Genomic DNA, 22,562 nt, shown 5'->3' with positions numbered 1-22,562 from the left:
CGAGCTGGCCCTGCTGCGGCCCGTGCTCGAGACCGCGGTGGTGGTGGCGAGGATGGGCGAGGTAGCCGAGCCGAAGGTGCCCGCCCCGCCGGCGCTGCGGCGGTTCTTCCGGTTCGCGAAACTCCCCGACCCGGCCCTGGTCGTGGTTCGCCGGGTGCTCGACGGCGACGAGGCGTTGCGCACCCGGGTGCGTGAGGTCGCCGCGGCCGATCCGGAGCTGGTGGGCGAGGCCGGTTGGCTGTTCATCGACCGTCCCGACGGGTGGGAGGAGGCCCTGCAGGGGCTCGTCGCCGCCGCGGCGGCGCCGCGCGGTGCTCGCTCGGCTCGCCCGGATCGGCGGGCCGAGCGCGACCGGCAGCGCTCGGAGCAGGCTCGGGAGCGGGCCGAAGCCGCACGGGCCCGGGCAGAGCAGGCCAGCCGGGAGGCTCGGGAGGCGCTGGCCCGCGAGCGCTCCGCCCGGCGCGCCGCCGAGGAGCGGCTCGCCCGGGCCGAGGAACAGGTCGCCTCGCTCGGCCGGGAGCGGGCCGGCGCGGTGCGGGCGCTGAAGGACCTCGAGGCCCGCTACGCCGCCCGCACCGGTGAGCTCCGCGAGCTCGAGGCCGCGCTGGCGGCCCGGGACCGCAGCCTGGCCGAGGCTCGGGAGCGGCTCGCCGAGCGTGAACGAGCCCTCGAGGCCGCCGAGGCGCGCATCGACGAGCTCGAGCAGGCCCTGATCGAGGCCCACCTGGATGCCCCGGTACCTCCTGCCGCGGCATCGGGTCCGGCGAGTGCCCCGGATCGCCGGGCACGCCGCAGGCTCGTGCGGCTCCCGGTGGGAATACTCGATGACTCGGTGGAAGCGGCCCGCTACCTGCTCCGCCAGCCTGGCGCGGTGGTCGTCGTCGACGGCTACAACGTGGCCCTGCGTCGATGGCCCGACCTGCCTCTCGCCGGCCGCCGGGACCGCCTGGTGCAGGTGGTCGAGACCATCGGCGCCCGGACCGGCGCCTCTGCCGTCGTGGTCTTCGATGGTGCCGAGGTCGGTTGGCCGGGCGGTGGGGCGGGAGCCCGGCACGTGCAGGTCCGCTTCTCGCCGGAAGGGGTGGAGGCCGACGACGTGATCATCGAGCTGGTCGCGGGGTATCCCGCCGGGCAGCCGGTGGTGGTGGTCTCCGACGACCGCCGGGTGCGAGACGGCGGGCGGGCCAACGGTGCCGCCGTCATCGGCGTCGAGCCCTTCCTCGGTCTGCTGGCCTGACCGCGGCTCACCAGCGGTGGTTGTCAGACCCCCTCCGTACGATTCGCGCATGGGCGATCTGCTCCGCATCGACTGCGACGACTGCGCCATGCAGCACACCGATGCCTGCGCCGACTGCGTCGTCACCTTCCTGTGCACCCGCGAGCACGATGACGCGATCATCGTCGACGTGTCGGAGGTGCGGGCGCTGCGCCTGCTCTCCGAGGTAGGGCTCGCGCCGCGGCTTCGCCACCGGCGACGTCTCGCGTGAGCCGTACCATGGGCACCCGTGCTGGCCCCCGCGTACGTCGACGACCTGTGCACGACAGGACTGCGCGCCGGTCTCACCCGGGTGGGGGTGGCCTCGGCCGAGCCCTTCGACGACGTGCGAGCCGTCCTGGAGGAGCGGAAGGCCGCGGGGCTGCACGGAGGGATGCAGTTCACCTACCGCAACCCGGTTCGCTCGACCGACCCCTCCCGAGCGATGCCGGGGGCCCGCTCGATCGTGGTCGGCGCGCTGGCTTACCCGGCCCGTCTCCAGCCCCGGCCCCGTCCCTCCCGGCGACCGGTTGGTCGGGTGGCCCGCTACGCCACGGACGACCACTACGCGCGGCTGCGCGTGGGGCTCGGTGCCATCGCCGACCGCCTGCGAGCCGACGGTTGGCAGGCGCGGGTGCTCGCCGACGACAACGCGCTCGTGGACCGGGCGGTCGCGCACCGCGCCGGGCTGGGCTGGTACGGCAAGAGCGCCAACGTGCTCCTGCCCGGCGTCGGGAGCCTGGTGGTGCTGGGTGGGGTGCTCACCGACGCGGCGTTGCCGGGCCCCGGCGAGCCCATGGCCGACGGCTGCGGCTCCTGCCGCCGTTGCCTCGATCACTGCCCCACCGGGGCCATCGTCGCCCCGGGGGTGGTCGACGCCCGCCGCTGCCTGGCGTGGCTGGTGCAAGCGGAGGGCGACATCCCGGAGGACCTGCGCGGCGCTCTGGGCGACCGGATCTACGGCTGTGACGACTGCCAGGAGGTCTGCCCGCCCAACCGCCGCGCGCTCCTGGCGGGCGAGGGCGTGCCCGACGGCGAGGCCGTCGATCTGCTCGAGTTGCTCTCGCTCGACGACGACGAGCTGATGCGCCGCCACGGGCGCTGGTACGTCCCGAGGCGCGACCCGCGCTACGTCCGCCGCAACGCGCTGGTGGCGTTGGGCAACACGGGCGATCCCGCCGAGCCGGCCGTGGTGGAGGCGATCTCGAGCTACGCCCACGGCGACGACCCGATGCTGCGCCGGCACGCGACCTGGGCCGCCCGCCGGCTGGGGCTCGAGGTGGAGGCCCGGGCGTGATCCACCTGCTGGTGACGAACGACTTCCCACCCAAGGTCGGCGGGATCCAATCCTACCTGTGGGAGCTGTGGCGCCGCCTCGATCCGGCGCGCACCGTCGTGCTCACCACGGCATACGAGGGAGCGGTGGCCTTCGACCGCCAGCAACCCATGCGGGTGGAGCGGGTGCCGGCACGGTTCCTGGTGCCCACCCCGGCGGTGCGCCGGCGGGTCGATCGTCTGGCCGACGAGGTGGGCGCGGGACTGGTGCTCATCGACCCCGCGTTCCCCCTCGGCGTGCTCGGCCCCCGGCTCCACCGCCCCTACGGGGTCGTGCTCCACGGCGCCGAGGTCACCATCCCGGGCCGGCTGCCGGGGTCCCGGGCGGTGCTGGCATCGGTGCTGCGTGGGGCCAGCATCGTGGTCGCCGCCGGCAACTACCCGGCCACCGAGGGCCAACGGGCCGCTGGCCGGAGGCTGCCGACCGTCGTCGTGCCGCCGGGGGTCGACAGCGAGCGGTTCCACCCACTCCCGACGGCGCAGCGGCGTGCCGTGCGGGCACGGCTCGGGCTGGACCCCGATCGACCCCTGGTGGTCAGCGTGAGCCGCCTGGTACCCCGGAAGGGCATGGACACCCTCATCCGGGCCAGCGCCCTCCTCGCGACCCAGGGCATCGATGTCCAGGTGGCCATCGCCGGAGCCGGTCGCGACCGGCACCGCCTCGAACGTGTGGCCCGCCAGAGCGGCGCGCCGGTGACCTTCCAGGGTCGCGTCGCCGACGCCGACCTTCCGGACTTCTACGGTTGCGCTGACGTGTTCGCCATGCTCTGTCGCGATCGCTGGCTGGGCCTCGAGCAGGAGGGGTTCGGCATCGTGTTCCTGGAAGCCGCCGCCTGCGGGGTGCCGCAGGTCGCGGGCCGCAGCGGCGGCACCCACGAAGCGGTGGCGCACGGCGAGACCGGTCTGGTGGTCGACGACCCCCGATCGGTGGGCCAGGCGGCCGCGGCTCTCGCCTCGCTGGTGGGCGACCCGACCGCCCGCGAGGCGATGGGGTCCGCGTCCCGGCGGCGGGCGGTGGCCTCGTTCTCCTACGAGGGGTTGGCCGCGACCCTCCAGGCAGCGCTCGACGAGCACGTGGCGGCCCGATGACCTCCGAGAGGCTGGTCCGCGCGTCCTGGTTGGGTACCGGCGTCTTCACTGCTGCCGCGCTGATCGGCACGATCTGGCTCGAGGTGGTCGTGGTGACGGTCGTGGTGTCGGTGGCGCTCTTCGCCCTGGGCACTGCGGCGTTCCTGGCCGCGTACCTCACCGCCATCGGGCGTTCCCGCTACGACGCGATCGGGATGGGGGGTCTGTTCTTCCTCGCCGGCTCGGCTCCCGCCGCGGTCCGCCGGACGATGCTCCTCTCCTTCGCAGCCGAGATCGTCGTCGCGTTCGTCACGGCCTCGGTCCGCATCTACACACCGGTGGCGTTCGGCTTGCTGGTGCCCATGTACGGCCTCGGCGTGATGGGCCTCTGGGGCGCGCGCTTCGGTGAGTTCCCGCCCCGTGAGGCACCGGTCCGCTAGCCGGGCGGCGTTCACTATCCTCACCCCGATGGCCGAGCAGGCGAGGGAACACATCACGATCGATGCTCCGGTACCGCGCTGCTTCGAGGTCCTCACCGACTTCGAGGCGTACCCGGAGTGGGCGGGGGATCTCAAAGAGGCGAGGGTCCTCGAGCGCGACGAGCAGGGGCGGGCCCTGGTGGTGGAGTTCCGGGCCGCGGCCATGGGTCGGAGCACCACCTACCGTCTCCGCTACGACTACCGCGACGCCCCCCGCCGGCTGGGCTGGCAACTCGACGAGGGCGACATCCAGCGTGAGCTCGATGGCGCCTACACCCTCGAACCATCCGCCGACGATCCGCAGGCCACCGAAGTGGGCTACGAGCTGTCGGTCGATCTCATCATGCCGATCCCCGGCTTCGTGAAGCGGCGAGCCGAGGCTCGGATCCTGAAGACCGCGCTGGACGAGCTCAAGGCGCGTGTCGAGGGCCAGCGCGCCTAGCACCGCGGTGCGGATCCTCCTGTTCACCGGCAAGGGGGGTGTGGGCAAGACCTCGGCTGCCGCGGCCACCGCGCTGCGATGCGCCGACGCTGGTGCCCGGACGCTGGTGATGTCCACCGACCCGGCGCACTCGCTCGCAGACTCGTTCGACACCTGGCTCGGCTCGACGCCCACCCGCATCACGGCCACGCTCGCGGGGCAACAGCTCGACGCGCAGGAGCGGATGGAGGAGCACTGGGGTGAGATCCAGCGTTACCTCGTCGACGTGTTCAACTGGGCGGGCGCCGAGGGCATCGAAGCCGAGGAGCTGTCGGTCCCTCCCGGGCTGGACGAGCTGTTCAGCCTGAGCGACATCAAGACTTACGCGGAGTCCGGCGACTGGGACGTGGTGGTCGTCGATTGCGCACCGACCGCCGAGACCATTCGGCTGCTCTCGTTGCCCGACATCCTCGAGTGGTACATGGAGCGCGTCTTCCCGATGGGGCAGCGGCTGAACAAGATCATCGGTCCCGTGCTCCAGCGGGTGACGAGCATGCCCGTCGCCGGTGACGAGGTGTTCGGCGCCGGCCGGCGGTTCTACGACCGTCTCGACGGAGTCAAGAAGGTGCTCACCGACCCGGCGACGACGTCGGTGCGGTTGGTCGTGAACCCCGAGCGCATGGTCATCGCGGAAGCTCGCCGCACCTACACCTACCTGTCGCTGTTCGGCTACCGGGTGGACGCGGTGATCGTGAACCGGTTGCTGCCCGAAGAACTGGACCATCCCTGGTTCGCCCGCTGGAAGGACTCGCAGCACGAGCACCTGCGCACCATCGAGGCGGGCTTCGCTCCGCTGCCGATCCTCCCCGTCGAGCTGGCCCGCGAGGAACTGGTGGGCATCGAGCGCCTCCGCGGATTCGGTGCGGCTCTGTACCGGGATCTCGATCCCACCGCGGTGCTCCACGCCGGCGAGCCGATGAGGGTCGAAACCTGCGACGACGGCTTCGTGCTCGTGCAGGAACTTCCCTTCGCGGACCGCGACGACCTCGAGTTGGGACGGCGCGGAGACGAGCTGCTCGTGCGCATCGGGCCCTACCGCAGGGCCGTGATGCTGCCCGACTCGCTCCGTCGCCGGCCCGTGGTGGACGCCTCGCTCCGCGACGGCGTGCTGCGGGTAGCCTTCGGGCGGTGAACGACGAGCGTGCCGCCCAAGGCATCGACCACCTCCAGGCCGCGGCCAGGGAGATGATCGCCGCTGCCCGAGCCTTCCTCGACGTGGTCGAAGAGCTGATCGAAGATCGCGACCAGGTGGCGTCGGTCGTCCACGCCGTGGGCTCGGCGGCGCGAGGCGCGGCTCGGGCCGTGCGCGACGCCAACCCCATGGATCCTCACGCCGGCGGTGGCGACACTGCCGACGGCGGGGTCCAGCACATCCGGGTGTCCTGAGGGTACAGCTCCAGGCAACGCTCAAACCCCCACCATTTCCGGCCGATTGACTCCACGATGAGGCTTCTCCAGCTCAACCCCAACGGAAGCGAGGAGTCCGCGCTCGACTTCCACCCGATGGTCACCGTGGTGACCGGTCTGGGCCCGAGGGGCCGCGAGCTGGTGCTGCGAGCCGTGGCCGCCCTGCCCTCCGGTTCCGACCCAGGGTGCGGAGGGCTGGTCGAAGCCCATGGCATCATGCTCGACCTCACCCCTGACACGCTCGCCATGCTCGACCTGGCGGCGAACGATCTCGACGTGCTCGTCCGCCGCGGCGACCTGCCGAACGGCAACGGGCGGGAGACCGGCGCCCTCGGTTCGCGGGAACCGGTAGGGCGCGCCGCGGTGGAGGCGTTCATCGCCGATACCCCCGAGGGTCGGTACCCGGAGCTCGACGCCGCCCGCAAGCGGCGCGCGGAAGCGAGCGAGGCGCTGGCCATCCTCCAGGAGGCGGTGGAGCGCACGCGGGCCGGCTACGAGCAGGCGCGAGCGCGCCGCGAGCAGGCCGAGGCCGCGCTCACCCGAGCCCGCTCGGCGCTGGAGGGGCCCGCGGCTTCCGCCGCCCAGCCCTCCCCTCCGCTCGGTGGCGGCCCCGGCCGCGACGAGTTGATGGGTGAGATCCGCGAGCTGCAGGGTGAGCTGGAACGGATCGAGCAGGGCCTCGAGGAGCTGTCGAGCATCGACACCCGCCCGATCCAGGTGCTGCTGGACGCGATCCGCGATCCGGGCCCCGTCGAGTACGTCCCCTCGGAGCGGGCCGCCGAGCTGGCCGACGAGTTCGAGCGGCTGCAAGCGGAGGTGGCCGTCCTGGAGGAGGCGCTGGAGGCACGCGGTCTCGGGCCGTCGACCGGCATGCAGCGCCTCGAAGAAGCTCGGGCCGAGCTGGATGCCGCGGAGCGAGCCATGGCCAAGCCCGAGCTGTCACCCGAGGACATCGCGGAGCTCGAAGCCGCCCACGAAGAGGTGCTGGAGGCGGAACGCAAGGCGTCCGGGTTCGGCCGGCGCGGGCAGAAGCGGCTCGAGGAGGCGCTGGCCCGCCAGCAGGAGATCCTCGATCGGGTCGGGTTTCCCACATGGAGCGCCTACGTGATGGGCGCGACGCTGCTGGCGATCGACCCCATCGCCGAGCAGCGGCTGGAGCGAGCCCGGTTCGAGGTCGAGGCCGCCGAGGCGCACTGGGCCGACATCACCGCCATGATCGAAGCCGATCCGGCACACCGCGCCCTGCTCGACCAGCTCGAAGAGGTGTATCTGGAGGCCTACGACCTCCTCGGGGGAGAGGAGCCCGAGGACCTGGCCGCGGCCCTGCGCGAACTCAAGGTCCCCAAGCGTGAGATCACGATCGAGGAGCTGGTGGACGCGCTCGCGTACCAGCTCGAGCAGGTCGGCCTGGTGCTCCCCGCCGACCAGGTCACGGTGGACTACGTGACCGTGGTAGCCGACGCGTTCCTGGCGGAAGCGGCGGGCATCAACGAACGCATCGACGAGCTGCGGCGGGAGCAGCGGGCCGTGGAGGCCGAGCTGGCGCGCCGCACTCAGGAGCTCGACGCGCTGGACGCGCTCGAGGCCGGCTCCGAGGCCGAGGTGACCATCGACCTGACCGTCGAGTCCACACCCGGCCCGGATGGTGACGAGCTCGATGAGCTCGACGAGCTGGAGGCGGAGCTCGCCGCCGCGCAGGCCGACGAGACCGATCACGCCGAGGCCCTCGAGGCCCGGGAGGCGCTGGTTGATGCCGCGACCCAGGTGGAGGCGGTGGCCACCACCCGGCTGATGAAGCTGGCGGCCGACCTCCTCGATGCCCAGCAGGGTGACGACCCCTTCTCCGCCGTCCCAGCCAGCGAGCCGGCCTTCGATGTGGAGCCGGGCGACGCTGGCGGGGGTCGGTCGGCTGGTCCTGAGGCGATCGAGTTCTACCTGCTCTCCCGGCTCGCGGCGCTCCGCAACATCTCCTACGCCGGTTCGGTGCCCCTGGTCATCGACGACGCACTGGCCGGGCTGCCCCCCGAGGAGGTGCGGTCCCTGCTGGGCAAGCTGGAGCGCATGGCCGAGAGCGTGCAGGTCATCTATCTCAGCGACGATCCGGTCATCGCCGACTGGGCGAACGAGATCGGTTTCCAGCGGGCCGCGGTCGTGGCCGCACCGGCCGTGTTCGCCTGACGCGGCGCCCGGTTGGCCGCGTACCATCGGACACACGAGCCGCCGGTCTCCAGGAGGGTGCCGTGACCGTGATCACCGAGGATGCCATCCGAGAGCTCGCAGCCTTCCGCAGCGAGTCCGCTCCCGTCGTGTCGTGCTACCTCGACGTCGACGGCCGACGCTACGTGCGGGCTCAGGACGTCGAGGACCACCTCGACCGGTTGCTCCGCCAGACGCGGGAGCGGATGAACGGATCGGTGCCCGTGGCTGATCTCGAGCGCATCGAGCAGTTCGTGCGTGCCGGGTTCGACCGGTCGCGGACCCGAGGACTAGCGATCTTCTCCTGTGTGGAGAACGGGTTCTGGCGGGTCGTGCCCCTACCGGTGCGAGTGCACAGTCGCATCATCGTGAACGCCGCTCCAGCGGTCGGCCAGCTCGAGTCCGTGGTGCAGGAGTTGAACCGCATCGGTGTGCTGCTCGTCGACCGGCAACGAGCACGGATCTTCGTGTTCGACCTCGGGGAGCTCGTCGACCATTCGGAGCTGTTCGAGGAGCTTCCCCGCCACTACGACGCCCGGGGTCACAGCGACCAGGGGTACGACCGTGAGCAGCACCACGTGGAGGAGCTCACCGCGCAGCACCTCCGCCACGCGGCGGCGGTGGCCTTCCATCTGTTCCAAGAGCGCGGGTTCGAGCACCTGGTGATCGACGCGCCTGCCGACCTCGTGCCCACGGTGGAGAACTTCCTCCATCCCTACCTGCGTGAGCGCCTGCGCGCCGAGCTCCACGTCGGGGTGAACGCGTCGCTGGACGAGATCCGCCGGGCGGTGATCGAGGTCGAGCGGGAGATCGAGCGCGCTCGGGAGGCCGAGCTGGTCGAGCGCCTGCGTGACGCGGTGGGAAGCGGCAACCGTGGTGTGGCGGGCCTCGACGACACGTTGCGGGCCCTGGTCGAGCAACGGGTCGACGTGCTGCTCGTGTCAGACGGCTTCAGCGAGACGGGGTGGCGTTGCCCGCAATGCGGGTACCTGTGCCGGCGGGGGCCGGCCTGCCCGATCGACGGCACCCAGATGCGGCACCTCGAGGACGTGGTCGAGGAGGCGGTCGACGTGGCGCTCAACCAGTCGTGCCGGGTCGAGGTCTGCGTCGACAACGCCGATCTCGACGTGCTCGGCCGGATCGGCGCGTTGCTGCGGTACTGAGCGGGTGTCGTAACCTCCGCCCGGTGAGTGTCACGGGTCCCATCGTCGGCGGGCTCGACGTCGGCGGCACCAAGATCCTCGGGCGGGCCGTCGACGCGCACCAGCCGCGGGCCAGTCTGGCCGAGGCCCGGGTCGAGACACCGCGGGGCGAATCCCACGTGCTCGACGCGATCGGACAGGTCGTGGCGGAACTGCAGTCCGCCCCCGCGGTGCGCGATCGCGGGGGCGTGGCCGCGGTCGGCGTGGGTGTGCCCGGCCTGGTCGACCATCGAGGCGTGCTGCGTTTCGCGCCGAACCTCCCCGGCGTGGTGGAGGTGGCGGTGGGGCCCGAGCTCGAGCACCGCCTGGGGCTGCCGGTGGTGGTCGACAACGACGCGAACTGCGCGGCGTGGTGCGAGTCCCGGCTCGGGGCTGCGGTCGGGGTGAGCGACGCCGTGCTGGTGACGCTCGGCACCGGGATCGGCGCGGGCATCATCGCTGGTGGGCGGCTCTACGAGGGGGCGAGCGGCTTCGCCGGCGAGCCGGGCCACATGGTCGTCGACCCCACCGGCCCGCCCTGCCCGTGTGGTCGCCGCGGCTGCTGGGAGCGGTTCGCGTCCGGGAGCGGGTTGGGGCGGCTGGCTCGCGATGCGGCCGCTGCCGGGCGCGCACCCGCCGTGGTCGCGCTGGCCGGCGGCGACCCCGAGGCTGTGCGGGGCGAGCACGTCACGAAGGCAGCGCTGGCGGGCGACCTCGACGCGATGGGGATCCTGCGCGAGCTCGCGTGGTGGTTGGCCCTGGGACTCGCCAACCTCGTCGACCTGCTGGACTGCGAGCTGATCGTGGTCGGCGGCGGGTTGGCCGAAGCAGGGGAGAGCTTGCTGCGCCCGGTGCGCGAAGCCTTCAGCGACCTGGTGCTCGCGGCTGACCATCGGCCGCCCGTGCGGATCGTGGCTGCGAGCTTCGGAGCCGAGGCGGGAGCGATCGGCGCCGCGCTTCTCGCATCCGAGCGCCTGGCGTGAGCCGGTAGCCTCGCAGCATGGAGTTCCGCCGGATCACCTCGCTGCCGCCGTACGTCTTCACCATCATCGACACGCTGAAGATCGAGGCACGCCGAGCCGGTGAGGACGTGATCGATTTCGGGTTCGGCAATCCGGACCTGCCCTCCCCCGACGTTGCGGTCGACAAGGTGGTCGAAGCCGTCCGGAACCCCCGCAACCACCGCTATTCGTCCAGCCGCGGCATCCCCAAGCTGCGCCAAGCGGTCAGCGACCTCTACCTGCGCCGGTTCGGAGTGGCGCTGGACCCTGACACCGAGGTGATCAACACCATCGGCGCGAAGGAGGGCTTCTCGCACCTGATGTGGACCCTGCTCGGTCCCGGCGACGCCGCCCTGGTGCCCTCGCCGTCGTACCCGATCCACATCTACGGCCCGCTGTTCGCAGGGGCGGACATCCGCGAAGTCCCGCTGGGCACGGGCCGCGACTTCTTCGAGAGCCTGCAGGAGGCGTGGGAGTACTCCTGGCCCAAGCCGCGGGTCATCGTCATGTCGTTCCCCCACAACCCGACCACCACCTGCGTCGACCTCGAGTTCATGCAGAAGGTGGTGGACTTCGCCCGTGAACGTGAGGTCGTGGTGGTGCACGACAACGCGTACGCCGATCTGGGCTTCGACGGCTACTCCCCACCGTCGATCCTGCAGGCCGAAGGAGCCAAGGAGGTCGCGGTCGAGATCTACTCGATGACCAAGTCCTTCTCGATGGCCGGGTGGCGGGTGGCGTTCCTCGTCGGCCGCTCCGACGTGGTGCAGGCCCTCGCGAAGCTCAAGAGCTACCTGGACTACGGCACCTTCCAGCCGATCCAGATCGCGGCGACCGTCACGCTCAACGAGGTTCCTGACTACCCGAAGGTGGTGCAGGAGATCTACCAGAGCCGTCGTGACGCGCTGTGCAGCGGTCTGCAGCGCATCGGCTGGGATCTCGACCCGCCGATGGGCACCATGTTCGTGTGGGCGCCGATTCCGGAGCCCTACCGCGACATGGGCTCCATCGAGTTCGCGTCGTTCCTCGTTCGGGAAGCGAACGTGGCCACCTCACCCGGGGTCGGCTTCGGTCCCGGTGGTGATGGACATGTGCGGTTCGCCCTCATCGAGAACGAGCAGCGCACCTCCCAGGCCATCCGCAATCTCCGCCGGGCGCTCACCAGACTTCGTTGAGCGGGTCCGGCGTGCGCTCCTGTGCTCGCCGGGATCAGGCCGAGCGTCAGACGCCGCGGGAGCGGTCGAGCGCGCCGAGACCTTTGAGCACGAAGGCCACCGCGGCGTCGGCGACCTCTTCCGGGTCGGCGCCCTGTTCGTGCACGAAGACCCGGGCCAGCTGCGCGGTGACGCCGAGGATCGCGTGGGCGAGCATGAGCGGATCCGAGTCACGGATCTCGCCCTGCGCGATGGCTTCCTTGACGATCTTCGTGATGTCGCCGACCGCTACGTCCTGACCACGGCGCAGCGCCGGCGCGAAGCGGTCTTCGGTGGCAGCGAACTGGATCAGCTTGTTCACGTCACGGTGCTCAGCCGACCAGCGCATCGACGCCCGCAGGCCCAGCTCGATCTTGCGGACGGGGTCCTGCGCGTCGGCGATCGCCTGCTGCTGGGCTCGCCGCAGGTCCTGCTGGGCATCGCGAAGGATCTCGAGGAAGAGCTGCTCCTTGCTGTCGAAGTACCAGTAGAAGACACCCTTGCCGACACCGAGGCCCTGGACGATCTCCGCCACGGAGGTGGGGTGGTAGCCGTTCTCGGCGAACCGGCGCGCTGCGTAATCCATGAGCTGCTGGCGGCGTTCGCGTCCGCGCTGGGTCAGTCGCCGGGCCATCGCCGCCACGCTAAACAGACTTGACCACCCGGTCAAGAATTCGGCCGGTCCCGCTCCCTACTCTGTTCTTTCTCTGCTCTTTCTCTGCCAGAACGCGCAAAGAGAACGCGTGAGATCCCAGGCGTTCAACGACCCGTGCCGCGGCCGAAACACGATGTTCACGGACGGCTCGTACCGTCGGGCACATGCGATGCACGTACGTGATGCGGGTGTGGCTGCCCGACCGCCCCGGGGCGCTCGGCGCGGTGGCGAGCAGGATCGGCGCGGTCGGCGGCGACGTGGTGGGCATCGAGATCCTCGAGCGCGGGGGCGGTAGGGCGGTCGACGATCTCGTCGTGGAGCTCCCGGGCCCGGAGGTCGTGAGCCTGCTGGTGCGGGAGGTGCAGCAGGTCGACGGCGTCGACATCGAGGATCTCCAGCCCGTGGCCGACGCGCTCCACGATCCCCGTCTCGACGCGCTCGAGACCGCCGCGGTGCTCGTCGGTGCCAGCTCGGCGGCCGAGGTCCTGGATGCTCTGTGCCAGCACGCGGTACGGACCGTCGGTGGTGCCTGGGGCGCGGTCGTCGACCTCACCGAGCCGGCGCTGTGCAGCGGTCACGGCGAGGTGCCGTCCGTGGAATGGCTGGTGGCGTTCGCGCGTGGGAGTCAGGCCGCGGCGGCCGCGGGCCCTACCGGGGTGGAGGTGGAAGCGGTGTGGGCTCCGCTGCCTGCGGCTGGCCTGGCGCTCGTCCTGGGCCGTGACGGCCATCCGTTCCGGAGCCGGGAGCGGCGCCAGGTCATGGCCCTGGCTCGCATCGTGGACACCCGGTTTCGTGAGTTGAGGGCCGCGGAGGCACGCCGGGCCCACCCCTCCGCCGCCGGCACCTCCGTCCCCGGATTCGTGGGCGGTGGAGCTGCCGGGGCGTGACGCCGGGCCCCGGTCAGCTGTCGACCCAGCCTCGCGCTCGCTTCACTGCCCGTCGCCAGCGTTCGTACCCGGCGTCAGCGTCGGCACGGTCGGCCGAGGGCTTGACCTCCACGTCGAGCATCCAGTTCGCCGCGACCTCATCCACCGATCCCCACACCCCTTCCGCCAACCCCGCCAGATAGGCCGCACCCAGCGCGGTGGTCTCTTGCACCACCGGGCGCGAGACCGACACCTGGAGCTGGTCGGCCTGCAGGCGCAGCAGGAGGGGCATGACCGACGCGCCACCGTCGGCCCGCAACGTGTGCACCCGGTGCCCGCACGCCTCGGTCATGGACTCGACCACGTCACGGGTCTGGTAGGCCATCGCCTCCACCACCGCGCGCGCCAGGTGCGCTCGGGTGGTGCCTCGGGTGATACCGATCAAGGTGCCGCGAGCGTACGGGTCCCACCACGGGCTGCCGAGCCCGGTGAAGGCCGGCACGAGCACCACCCCACCGGTGTCGGGCACCGACTCGGCGAGTGGCCCGGTCTCGGACGCGTCCGAGATGATCCCCAGGCCGTCACGCAGCCACTGGATGGCCGCCCCGGTCACGAAGATGGCGCCCTCGAGCGCGTAGTGGGTGAGCTCGCCCCCCTGGCCGTCGGGGATGGTCCAGGCGATGGTGGTCAACAGGCCGTCGACCGGCGGAGGGCACTGCTCACCGACGTTCATCAGTACGAAGCTGCCCGTGCCGTAGGTGTTCTTGGTCATGCCAGGGGTGAAGCACCCCTGGCCGAACAGCGCCGCCTGTTGGTCGCCGGCCACACCGCTCACCGGAATGCCGGGGCCCACGGCACACTCGTCGGTGGTGATCCCGAACCGGCCGCTCGAGGCCCGCACCTCCGGGAGCACGTGAGCGGGCACCCCGAACAGCTCGCACAGCTCCGGCGACCAGCGGCGGCTCCGGATGTCGAACAGCATCGTGCGGCTGGCGTTGGTGACGTCCGTGGCGTGCACCGCACCGCCGGTCAGCTTCCACAGCAGCCAGGCATCCACGGTGCCGAACGCCACCTCAGGACCCGGCCGCACCCCGCCCTCCCCGAACACCCACTCCAGCTTGGTGGCCGAGAAGTACGGGTCGAGCACGAGGCCGGTGGTTTTCCGGACGTGGTCGAGGTGGCCCTGCTCACGCAGCTGGTCGCAGCGGCTGGCCGTGCGGCGATCCTGCCAGACGATGGCCCGGTGCAGCGGGCGACCCGTGCGGCGGTCCCACACCACGACCGTCTCCCGCTGGTCGGTGATGCCGATCGCGGCGATCGGGGCGCGCAGCCCGGCGACCACCTCGCCCATCACCGCGTCGCAGGCCTCCCAGATCTCCTCCGGGTCGTGCTCGACCCATCCCGGGCGCGGGTAGTACTGGGGGAACTCGCGCTGGGCGCCGCCCAGTGCCCGGCCGGACCGGTCGAACGCGATGGCCCGCACGCTGGTCGTGCCGGCATCGAGCGCCAGCACGATCGGGCCGAGGAGATCGGAGTCGCGAGCGGGCTTCATAGGCTGGCAGGCTAGGTCGTGACGCCTCGGCGAGAACACCGGTAGGAAGGAGGGCTCATGCGTGTCGGCATGCTCACCGGCGGGGGCGATTGCCCGGGCCTGAACGCGGTCATGCGCGCCATCGTGCGCAAGGCCGAGCGCGACTTCGGTGACGAGGTGGTCGGCTTCCTCGACGGTTGGCGCGGGGTGCTGGAGGGTCGGACGATCGCGGCGACCGTCGAGCGGTTCCGCGGATCGCTCCCGCGGGGCGGGACCCTGCTCGGGACCTCCCGCACCAACCCGTTGAAGATCGACGGTGGGGCCGATCGCTGCCGCGACCAGCTGCGTGCGCTGGGCATCGATGCGCTCATCGCCATCGGTGGGGAGGACACCCTCGGGGTTGCGGCCACGCTGTCCGAGATGGGTGCCCCGGTCGTGGGGGTGCCCAAGACGATCGACAACGACCTCGGGGGGACCGAGCTGACCTTCGGGTTCGACACGGCGGTCGCCATCGCCACCGAGGCGATCGACCGGTTGCACACGACCGCTGAGTCCCACGATCGGGTGATGGTGGTGGAGGTGATGGGCCGCCACGCAGGCCACATCGCCACCTGGGCGGGTATCGCCGGTGGCGCCACCATGATCCTCATCCCCGAGGAGCCCTTCGACATCGACCGGGTGTGCGAGGCGCTTCGCCGCCGGCACGCCAAGGGCCGGTACGCGTCGATCGTCGTGGTGGCCGAGGGGGCGGTACCGAAGGAAGGCACGATGCAGGTGCTCTCCGGTGAGCGCGACGAGTTCGGCCATGTCCGCCTGGGTGGCATCGCCAACAGCGTCGCCGAGGAGATCGAGGCCCGCACGGGGTTCGAGACCCGGGTCACGATCCTGGGCCACGTGCAACGGGGAGGGACTCCGACCGCGTTCGACCGGGTCCTCGCCACCCGCTTCGGGGTGGCAGCGATCGACGCGGTGCACGACGGGGCGTTCGGCCAGATGGTCGCGCTCCGATGCGGGGAGATCGTGCGGGTGCCGATCTCGGAGGCGGTGCAAGAGCTCAAGCTCGTCGACCCGGATCTGTACCACGGCGTGGCCGAGGTCTTCTTCGCTGGCTAGATGGCTCGGGGCATGACATGGAGATCCTGACTGCGGCCGCGTCGGAGGCCCAGCAGCGGCGAGTCGCCGGAGCTCTCCGAGCGCGGGGGCTCCGGCCTGGCGACCGGGTGGCCGTCTGCACGCCGTCGAGCGCCGCGATGCTGTCCTGCATCCTCGGCGCGCTGCGCACCGGCATCGTCCCGGTGGTGCTCAACCCCTCGCTCCTCGACCACGAGCGCCGCGCCCTGCTTGACGACGCCGATCCCCAGCTGGTGATCGACGATGCTCTGCTCGAGACCCTGCTCGAAGGCCCCGCGGTGGACCTCGCCCCTCACCCGCTCGCTCGCCCGATGCACTACACCTCCGGCACCACCGGCCGCCCGAAAGGGGTGTGGTCGGGGCTCCTCGAGGAAGCGGAGGCCCGCCAGCTCGTGGACGAGGAGCGCGAGCTGTGGCACTTCGAGCCGTCGGACCGGCACCTGGTGTGCTCCCCGTTCCACCATTCGGTGGCCATCCGGTTCGGGGGTGGCACGTTGCTCGCCGGGGGCGAGCTGATCGTGCTCGGCCGCTTCGAAGCCGAGGCTGCGCTGCGAGCCATCGAGCGGTTCCGCCCCACCACGACCTTCATGGTCCCCGCGCACCTCCAGCGGCTGTTCTCTGCTGGTGACGTGCCTGATCTGTCATGTTTCCGGCTGCTGGCCCACGCCGGCGCACCTTGCCCCGAGCCGCTCAAGCTCGCCGCCATCGATGCCTTCGGCGTCGACACGGTGTGGGAGTTCTACGGGTCGACCGAAGGGCAGTTCACCGCCTGCTCCTCCCAGGAGTGGCTGGATCGGCGGGGCACGGTCGGGCGTGCCCGGCCCGGCCGGCGGCTGTCGATCGACGACGGCGGCGTCGTGTGGTGCGAGGTCCCCCGCCATGCCCGGTGGGAGTACTGGCGGGATCCGGCTCGCACCGCGCTGGCCTGGAAGGGCGGCGCGTTCACGGTCGGCGACCTCGGCCGGCTCGACCGTGACGGGTATCTCTACCTCGACGGGCGGCGCGACGACCTGATCATCTCGGGTGGGGTCAACGTGTACCCGGTCGAGGTGGAGCAGGTCCTGGCGCAGGCGCCGGGTGTCGAGCAGATCGCGGTGTTCGGGGTGGCCGACGAGCGATGGGGGCAACGTGTGTGCGCCGCGGTGGTCGGCGATGTCGACCCCGGTGCGCTGAGCCGGTTCGCCCGTTCCCGGCTGGCGGCGTACAAGTGCCCGAAGCAGTACCTGGTGGTCGACGAGCTCCCGTACACCGCCTCGGGGAAGCTGCGGCGGTCCACGCTGGCGGCATCCCTCGGACTGGAGCCCGAACCACCCGCCGGCGCGGCAGGCGCCACCGGGGCTACCGCGACGCCTCCTGCAGCGAGTCGACCTGCGCCTTGAAGCGCGGGTAGTCGTTGCGGGAGACGGGCTGGCCCGCCGGGGCGGTGCCGACCTCCACGGGGACCGCGACGGGCTGGCCATCGATGCGGAACCGGACGCTGCTGATGGGCAGCGAGGTGATGTCGGTGGCGGTGAACACGATCTGGGCCAGCGCCAGCCGCTGGAGCGCGCTCTCGATGTTGGCCAGGCTGGCACTGAGGTCCAGGTCGAGCACTCCGTCGCTCACCCGGGCGTCGAGCACCTTCGTGTCGGCGGGAACCGGGTTGGTCAGGCCGGGCAGGCCGATCTGGTCGGGCTTGGTGGCGATCAGCCGCTCGATGACCAGGCGGGGAAGTTGATCCGGTTCGGGGTTCCGCAACGAGATGCTCACCGGCTCGAGGCTCTCGCCGGCCCCTCCGGGGGCGGTCCCGGTGTGCACGAGGTAGATCGTCTCGCGCTGGGCGCTCGCCTCGTCGACGACGGTGGTGGTGGTCGCCTGCTGCTCCGAGAGGTTCGCGGGCAGGGCCTCGACCGGGATGGACCGAGGTTCCTCATCGGCCGGTATGCCGCAGGCCGCGGCCGCCAGGACCGACCCCACCGCCACCAGCGCGGCAACCGGCCAGCCCCGCCGGCGCCCGTACCGATCCGGGATGCTCACGGTGATACTCCGACGTCCTCGGCGTCGTCGACGTCCTGCGCAGCCGGCATCGTGGCGGGCGCCGGCTCCGCGGTGCCGACGTCGACGATGGGCAACTCGACCACGAAGCGGGCGCCTGGACGCCCGTCGGGTCGATCCTCCACCCACACCCGACCTCCGTGGAGCCGGACGTGCTCGTCCACCAGCGCGAGGCCCAGGCCCACGCCACTGTCGAGCGAGCGGTTGCCGCTCTCGCTGCCCCGGGAGAATCGATCGAAGATGATCTCCCGTTCATCCGGCGAGACGCCGCTGCCCTCGTCCTCGACGCCGATGCGGACCGTCTTCCCCGAACGGTCGATCGTCACCGCGGTGGCGCCACCCGCGTACTTCTCGGCGTTGTCGAGCAGGTTGGCGAGCACCCGGCCGAACCGCCGCTTGTCGACCCTCACCACCACGTCGCTCACGTCCTCGTCGTAGCGCACCGGCACCCCGCCGTTGCCCAGCACGCTGATCGCCTGGATGACCATCTCCGCGATCAACACCTCCTCGAGGTGGAGCTTGACCGCACCGACGTCGAACCGGCTGATCTCGAGCAGGTCCTCGACGAGCTGCTGGAAGCGGTCGACATCGGCCGAGAGCAGGTCGAGCGCGGTGCGGGCCCGCTCGGGCATCTCCTCACGGGTGTTCTCGAGCACTTCGACGGTCGCGGCGAGCGTCATGAGCGGCGATCGCAGCTCGTGGCTGACCTCTGACGCGAACCGGGCATCACGCTCGATGCGGTCCTGGAGGGCCTGGGCCATCTCGTTGAACGGCTTGGACAGCCGGTCGAGGTCGGGATCGTTCCCTGTGGGGAGCCTGGTGTCGAGCCGCCCACCGGCGATGGCGTCGGCCGCGCGGCCGACATCGAGGAGGGGGCGGAACACCCGCCGGGCGGCCCACAGCCCGAGCAGGCCCCCGGCGACGGTGGTCAGCGCGGACGCCCCCACCAGGCTGATGGCCAGGCCTTCGAGCGTGCGCTGCATCTCGCGCAGCGGCACAGCCTCGTAGTACTGCGCGCCGAGTGGTCGGATGGGGACACCCACCACCAGGTAGGGCGCGCCGGCGACCTCGGTTCGCATCCGGGCGGGCTGACCGGCATCGACCCGCTCGACCAGTGCCGGGGGGATCGAGGCGTCAGAGAACTTGAGGGCGTTGCCCGAGTACCACTGACCGTCGTAGCGCAACACGGGCAGGCCGCCTTCGGGGTTCGGCAACGATGCGAGGACCGTCTTTTCGATCGTGGTGGTGTCGGTCACCCCGGGCTCGAGACCGTCGGACACCGTGCTGGCGTTCTGCAGGGCCTGCGACATGGCGGCCTGCTCGCGCTGGGTGAGCATGTTCTCCCGGGTGAGGCCGAAAGTGGTCACCGACAGCACGGCGGAGAGCAGGGCTGCACCCAACCCGTAGGTGAGTGTCAGCCGGGCGCGCAGGCCCAGCTTTGCTCGCTTGGTGACGTTTCGAGCGGTTCTGGGGCGGGCGGGTCGCACGGTTCAGCCTCTCGAGGGGGACCCCAGCGCCGCCGGGCGGCGCCCGGCTCAGGTCTGGAGCTTGTAGCCGAGGCCCCGGACCGTCACCACGTGGCGCGGGTTGGCCGGATCGGCCTCGATCTTGGTGCGGAGCCGGCGGATGTGGACATCGACCAACCTGCCGTCACCGAAGTAACCGTAGCCCCAGACCCGCTCCAGCAGGACCTCGCGGCTGAACACCCGCCCAGGGCTCGATGCCAGTTCGACCAGCAGCCGGAACTCGGTCTTGGTGAGGTGGACCTCCTGGCCGTCGCGTAGCACCACCCCTTCCTCGGGGATGATCTCCAGGTCGCCGAACTTGAGGTGGGCGACCCCCGGGTCTGAGGTGCGGACCCGGCGGAGCAGGGCCCGGATGCGGGCCGAGAGCTCTTTCGGGGCGAAGGGCTTGGTCAGGTAGTCGGCGGCGCCGGCCTCGAGGCCGGCGACCACGTCATGGGTGTCGGCCCGCGCCGTCACCATGACGATGGGCACGTCGCTGGTGCGCCGGATGGACCGGCACACCTCGAACCCGTCGACGCCGGGCAGCATGATGTCGATCAGCACCACGTCGGAGGGATGGCGGTTGAAGGAATCGAGCGCCTCTTCGCCGCTCTCGGCCTCCTCGACCACCCAACCCTCGTCCTCGAGGGCCATCTTGACCGCGGTGCGGATCCGCTCGTCGTCCTCGACCGCCAGGATGCGCGTGCCCACGACGAACATTGTGCGCCATTCGGAGCCGGATCGGGCAGATACCCGCGGGATTCTTCGTCAGACCTGGTCGGCAGCGGCACCGGCGAGCACGGCGCGCAGCGAATCGAACAGGGCGGGAGGCGCCGCGAGGGTGAAGGTCGTCGACGGTGGCCCACCGGCGAGGTCACCGACCACCGCGCCGGCCTCGCTCGCGATCAGCGCACCGGCGGCGAAGTCCCACGGTTGCAGACCGGCTTCCCAGTAGCCATCGACCCGTCCACACGCCACGGAGCACAGGTCGACCGATGCGGCGCCCATGCGCCGGATGTCGCGCACCTGGCCCAGGACATCGACGAGCACCCGCGCCTGGCGCACCCGCCGGTCCCGGTCGTAGCCGAACCCGGTGGCGAGCAGCGCCCGGCTGAGGTCCGTCTCCTCCGACACGCGGATCTCCTCCCCGTTGCGGTGAGCGCCCCCGCCGCGCACGGCCGTGAACACGTCGCCGTGCAGCGGGTCGACCACCACGCCGGCGACCACCGCACCGCCGACCTCAGTGGCGATGGAGACGGCGAAGCCTGGGTGCCCGTAGAGGTAGTTCGTCGTCCCGTCGAGCGGGTCGATGATCCATCGCACCCCCGAGTTGCCGTCCCGACGGGCGCCCTCCTCGCCGAGGACGGCATCGCCGGGTCGCTCCCGCAGGATGCCCTCCACGATCTGGCGCTCCACCTCGCGGTCCATCTCAGTGACCATGTCGGTGGGCGACGACTTGTGCCCGACCATCGACCGTTGCCGGGACAGGCCCTCGACCAGCGAAGCGGCAGCCCGCTGGGCGTGCCGCACCGCCACCTCGAGCAGGTCTGCCGGTGCGGCGGTGCTGGTCACAGCGACCATCATGCCCGCCACCGGTAACCTCCCGCGCGTGGGCCCGGACGCGGTCGACCTCCGGTCCGATACCGTCACCCGCCCGACGGAGGAGATGCGTCGGGCGATGGCGGCTGCCGAGGTGGGCGATGACGGGTACCGGGAGGACCCCACCGTTCGTGAGCTCGAGGAGCGGTTCGCGGCCCGGATCGGGAAGCCCGCGGCACTCTTCGTGCCGTCAGGCACGATGGCGAACCAGATCGCCCTGCGGCTGCTCGGCCGGGCGGGGTCCTGGGTGCTGGCCGGCCGCCGCCAGCACGTGGTGCTCTACGAGCACGGCGCGGCGGGGATCAACAGCTCCGCCCAGCTCGACCTCGTCGACGACGAGCATGGCGAGCTCCCGGTGCCTGTCCTCCGCGAGCGGCTGCGGGACGCCTCCGGGGCGGGGCTCACGGTCAGTGCCATCTTCATCGAGAACACCCACATGCCCTCCGGGGGGCGTCCGTGGTCGCTCAGCGCTGCCCGGGAGGTGGCGGCGCTCGGGGTGCCCGTGCACCTCGACGGCGCCCGGCTGTTCAACGCCGAGGTCGCCACCGGCGTCGATGCCGCGACCTACGCCGCCTGCGCGACGACGGTGATGTGCTGCCTCTCGAAGGGGCTGGGCGCGCCCGTCGGTTCGTTGCTCGCCGGCGAGGAGGATGCCATGCTCGCGGCGCGCGACGAGCGCAAGCGGTTGGGCGGGGCCATGCGGCAGGCCGGGGTCCTCGCTGCGGCCGGCCTGGTGGCCCTCGAGCGTCACATCGATCGCCTGGCCGAGGACCACCGGCGGGCCCGCAGGTTGGCCGAGGCGGTGGCCGCCCGATGGCCCCGCACGAACCTCGACCCGTCGGCGGTGCTCACCAACATCGTGGTGTTCCGCCATGACGACCCCCGGACGCTGCTGGAGCACCTTCGTCGGGAGGGGGTGCTGGCCGGCCTCCTCGCCCCAGGGGTCGTCCGGTTGGTGACCCATCTCGACGTGGACGACCGCGGCGTCGAGCGCGCCTGCCGGGCCATCGCCGCAGCGCCTTGACCGCGGGCACCGGTGGGCGATTCAGCGCACGCGGGGCGGGCGAGGCGTGGGCTGCTCGGCCGCGGCAGCTTCGCGCGCCTGGATGGTCCGCCACTCGCCCATGGCGCGCAGTGTGAGCACGGTGACCACCGCGGTCCCGCCCGCGGCCAGCGCCGCGCCGGCCAGGGCGCCGAGGCCGGTCTGGAGCGTGCAGTCGCCCCGGCACTGCAGGTCGGTGAACGCGTAGCCGATGAACCCGCCGGCGGCACCGGCGAGGAGGATCACGGCGAAAGCGACGACCCGTGCCGTCACCGACGGCAGGGCGGTGGGAGCCCCGGGGGTGCTTTGTGGGAGAGGAGCGCGCTCGGCCGGTGCCGGGTCCACGGCCCCGATCGTAGGGTCGCTCCCGGCCGGCGTGGGAATCGCCGGCCTGACCCGCCACCCGCGGTGGTGCGCCATAAGGTTGGGTGCGTGAAGTCGCTGGTCGTGCTGCCCACCTACAACGAAGCCGAGAACATCGTCGAGGTCCTCGACCTCGTACGCGCGGCCGTCCCCGACGCGGACGTGCTGGTGGTCGACGACGGGAGCCCCGACGGTACTGCTGATCTGGCCGAGGCGTGGGGCTCGGAGCAGGGAGGGGTG

At 71.7% G+C, this 22,562-nt stretch carries 24 protein-coding genes; 17 read left to right on the top strand and 7 right to left on the bottom strand.

All coding sequences use genetic code 11. The features are described from left to right. Positions 1-22: 22 nt before the first annotated feature. From V7004_RS06260 to V7004_RS06205, 12 genes are all read left to right on the top strand, one after another. Complete coding sequence (locus V7004_RS06260; protein WP_334142802.1) at positions 23-1,237, top strand: NYN domain-containing protein; 1,215 nt, start codon at positions 23-25, stop codon at positions 1,235-1,237. 49 nt (positions 1,238-1,286) lie between these two features. Continuing rightward, positions 1,287-1,487, top strand: coding sequence for a hypothetical protein (locus V7004_RS06255; RefSeq protein WP_334142801.1), 201 nt, complete (start codon positions 1,287-1,289; stop codon positions 1,485-1,487). Positions 1,488-1,505: 18 nt separating this feature from the next. After that, on the top strand, positions 1,506-2,552 hold the full coding sequence (gene queG / locus V7004_RS06250; RefSeq protein WP_334142800.1) for a tRNA epoxyqueuosine(34) reductase QueG: 1,047 nt from the start codon (positions 1,506-1,508) through the stop codon (positions 2,550-2,552). Next, entirely contained in the window at positions 2,549-3,679 is a 1,131-nt protein-coding gene (locus V7004_RS06245; RefSeq protein WP_334142798.1) for a glycosyltransferase family 4 protein, read from the top strand. The genes queG and V7004_RS06245 overlap by 4 nt, the downstream gene beginning before the upstream one ends. Then, the gene (locus V7004_RS06240) at positions 3,676-4,098 is read left to right on the top strand and encodes a hypothetical protein (protein ID WP_334142797.1); all 423 of its coding nucleotides are present in this window, start codon (positions 3,676-3,678) and stop codon (positions 4,096-4,098) included. The genes V7004_RS06245 and V7004_RS06240 overlap by 4 nt, the downstream gene beginning before the upstream one ends. 28 nt (positions 4,099-4,126) lie before the next feature. Next, positions 4,127-4,579, top strand: coding sequence for an SRPBCC family protein (locus V7004_RS06235; protein WP_334142795.1), 453 nt, complete (start codon positions 4,127-4,129; stop codon positions 4,577-4,579). Positions 4,580-4,586: 7 nt separating this feature from the next. After that, a complete protein-coding gene (locus V7004_RS06230; protein WP_334142794.1) occupies positions 4,587-5,750 on the top strand; it encodes an ArsA family ATPase in 1,164 nt (387 codons plus the stop codon). Continuing rightward, the gene (locus tag V7004_RS06225; RefSeq protein WP_334142793.1) at positions 5,747-6,004 is read left to right on the top strand and encodes a hypothetical protein; all 258 of its coding nucleotides are present in this window, start codon (positions 5,747-5,749) and stop codon (positions 6,002-6,004) included. The genes V7004_RS06230 and V7004_RS06225 overlap by 4 nt, the downstream gene beginning before the upstream one ends. Before the next feature lie 57 nt (positions 6,005-6,061). After that, entirely contained in the window at positions 6,062-8,203 is a 2,142-nt protein-coding gene (locus tag V7004_RS06220; protein ID WP_334142792.1) for a hypothetical protein, read from the top strand. Positions 8,204-8,265: 62 nt separating this feature from the next. After that, a complete protein-coding gene (locus tag V7004_RS06215) occupies positions 8,266-9,384 on the top strand; it encodes a baeRF10 domain-containing protein (RefSeq protein WP_334142791.1) in 1,119 nt (372 codons plus the stop codon). A 23-nt stretch (positions 9,385-9,407) separates the two neighbouring features. Continuing rightward, a complete protein-coding gene (locus tag V7004_RS06210) occupies positions 9,408-10,385 on the top strand; it encodes an ROK family protein (protein ID WP_334142790.1) in 978 nt (325 codons plus the stop codon). Positions 10,386-10,402: 17 nt separating this feature from the next. Then, positions 10,403-11,578: an aminotransferase class I/II-fold pyridoxal phosphate-dependent enzyme gene (locus tag V7004_RS06205; RefSeq protein WP_334142789.1), complete on the top strand. Its 1,176-nt coding sequence runs from the start codon at positions 10,403-10,405 to the stop codon at positions 11,576-11,578. Positions 11,579-11,624: 46 nt separating this feature from the next. Here the strand turns inward: V7004_RS06205 and V7004_RS06200 are convergent, their stop codons facing one another. Then, complete coding sequence (locus tag V7004_RS06200; RefSeq protein ID WP_334142788.1) at positions 11,625-12,230, bottom strand: TetR/AcrR family transcriptional regulator; 606 nt, start codon at positions 12,228-12,230, stop codon at positions 11,625-11,627. A 185-nt stretch (positions 12,231-12,415) separates the two neighbouring features. On the opposite strand from V7004_RS06200, the gene V7004_RS06195 reads away from it, so the two are divergent. Beyond that, positions 12,416-13,138 (top strand): ACT domain-containing protein, encoded by a 723-nt coding sequence (locus tag V7004_RS06195; protein ID WP_334142787.1) that lies wholly within the window; start codon positions 12,416-12,418, stop codon positions 13,136-13,138. A gap of 13 nt (positions 13,139-13,151) precedes the next feature. Here V7004_RS06195 and glpK read toward each other — a convergent pair whose 3' ends face one another. Then, positions 13,152-14,669, bottom strand: coding sequence for a glycerol kinase GlpK (glpK, locus tag V7004_RS06190; protein WP_334142786.1), 1,518 nt, complete (start codon positions 14,667-14,669; stop codon positions 13,152-13,154). Positions 14,670-14,726: 57 nt separating this feature from the next. Between glpK and V7004_RS06185 the strand changes: the two genes are divergently transcribed. Further along, positions 14,727-15,761, top strand: a complete 1,035-nt coding sequence (locus tag V7004_RS06185) for a 6-phosphofructokinase (RefSeq protein WP_334142785.1) — start codon at positions 14,727-14,729, stop codon at positions 15,759-15,761. A gap of 17 nt (positions 15,762-15,778) precedes the next feature. Next, on the top strand, positions 15,779-17,158 hold the full coding sequence (locus V7004_RS06180) for a class I adenylate-forming enzyme family protein (protein ID WP_334142784.1): 1,380 nt from the start codon (positions 15,779-15,781) through the stop codon (positions 17,156-17,158). Here the strand turns inward: V7004_RS06180 and V7004_RS06175 are convergent. From V7004_RS06175 to V7004_RS06160, 4 genes are read right to left on the bottom strand one after another with little or no spacing between them, the layout of a single operon-like run. Continuing rightward, positions 17,118-17,795, bottom strand: coding sequence for a GerMN domain-containing protein (locus tag V7004_RS06175; protein ID WP_334142783.1), 678 nt, complete (start codon positions 17,793-17,795; stop codon positions 17,118-17,120). The genes V7004_RS06180 and V7004_RS06175 overlap by 41 nt on opposite strands. Beyond that, complete coding sequence (locus tag V7004_RS06170; protein ID WP_334142782.1) at positions 17,792-19,300, bottom strand: HAMP domain-containing sensor histidine kinase; 1,509 nt, start codon at positions 19,298-19,300, stop codon at positions 17,792-17,794. The genes V7004_RS06175 and V7004_RS06170 overlap by 4 nt, the downstream gene beginning before the upstream one ends. A gap of 48 nt (positions 19,301-19,348) precedes the next feature. After that, positions 19,349-20,038 carry a response regulator transcription factor gene (locus V7004_RS06165; protein WP_334142781.1) on the bottom strand — a complete coding sequence of 230 codons (690 nt, stop codon included), beginning with the start codon at positions 20,036-20,038 and terminating at the stop codon, positions 19,349-19,351. Between the two features lie 48 nt (positions 20,039-20,086). Continuing rightward, positions 20,087-20,899 carry an inositol monophosphatase family protein gene (locus V7004_RS06160; RefSeq protein WP_442968015.1) on the bottom strand — a complete coding sequence of 271 codons (813 nt, stop codon included), beginning with the start codon at positions 20,897-20,899 and terminating at the stop codon, positions 20,087-20,089. A 28-nt stretch (positions 20,900-20,927) separates the two neighbouring features. On the opposite strand from V7004_RS06160, the gene V7004_RS06155 reads away from it, so the two are divergent. Further along, complete coding sequence (locus tag V7004_RS06155) at positions 20,928-21,941, top strand: threonine aldolase family protein (RefSeq protein ID WP_334142779.1); 1,014 nt, start codon at positions 20,928-20,930, stop codon at positions 21,939-21,941. 21 nt (positions 21,942-21,962) lie between these two features. Here V7004_RS06155 and V7004_RS06150 read toward each other — a convergent pair whose 3' ends face one another. Beyond that, complete coding sequence (locus V7004_RS06150; protein ID WP_334142778.1) at positions 21,963-22,304, bottom strand: hypothetical protein; 342 nt, start codon at positions 22,302-22,304, stop codon at positions 21,963-21,965. Between the two features lie 63 nt (positions 22,305-22,367). Here V7004_RS06150 and V7004_RS15820 point away from each other — a divergent pair. Continuing rightward, the coding region (locus V7004_RS15820; protein WP_442968014.1) for a glycosyltransferase at positions 22,368-22,562 on the top strand (195 nt) is incomplete at its 3' end.

The organism is Rhabdothermincola sp. (genome assembly GCF_036846205.1).
Lineage (GTDB): Bacteria > Actinomycetota > Acidimicrobiia > Acidimicrobiales > Acidimicrobilacustridaceae > Rhabdothermincola.
The sequence above is the reverse complement of the archived record's forward strand: the minus strand, read 5'-3'. Positions and strand labels throughout refer to the sequence as shown.

Coding starts and splice junctions, on each gene's coding strand:
- V7004_RS06235 (WP_334142795.1), top strand. CDS start 4,127: ATGGCCGAGCAGGCGAGGGAACACATCACGATCGATGCTCCGGTACCG.
- V7004_RS06195 (WP_334142787.1), top strand. CDS start 12,416: ATGCGATGCACGTACGTGATGCGGGTGTGGCTGCCCGACCGCCCCGGG.
- V7004_RS06220 (WP_334142792.1), top strand. CDS start 6,062: ATGAGGCTTCTCCAGCTCAACCCCAACGGAAGCGAGGAGTCCGCGCTC.
- V7004_RS06240 (WP_334142797.1), top strand. CDS start 3,676: ATGACCTCCGAGAGGCTGGTCCGCGCGTCCTGGTTGGGTACCGGCGTC.
- glpK (WP_334142786.1), bottom strand. CDS start 14,669: ATGAAGCCCGCTCGCGACTCCGATCTCCTCGGCCCGATCGTGCTGGCG.
- V7004_RS06205 (WP_334142789.1), top strand. CDS start 10,403: ATGGAGTTCCGCCGGATCACCTCGCTGCCGCCGTACGTCTTCACCATC.
- V7004_RS06160 (WP_442968015.1), bottom strand. CDS start 20,899: ATGGTCGCTGTGACCAGCACCGCCGCACCGGCAGACCTGCTCGAGGTG.
- V7004_RS06185 (WP_334142785.1), top strand. CDS start 14,727: ATGCGTGTCGGCATGCTCACCGGCGGGGGCGATTGCCCGGGCCTGAAC.
- V7004_RS06200 (WP_334142788.1), bottom strand. CDS start 12,230: ATGGCCCGGCGACTGACCCAGCGCGGACGCGAACGCCGCCAGCAGCTC.
- V7004_RS06255 (WP_334142801.1), top strand. CDS start 1,287: ATGGGCGATCTGCTCCGCATCGACTGCGACGACTGCGCCATGCAGCAC.
- V7004_RS06165 (WP_334142781.1), bottom strand. CDS start 20,038: ATGTTCGTCGTGGGCACGCGCATCCTGGCGGTCGAGGACGACGAGCGG.
- V7004_RS06180 (WP_334142784.1), top strand. CDS start 15,779: ATGGAGATCCTGACTGCGGCCGCGTCGGAGGCCCAGCAGCGGCGAGTC.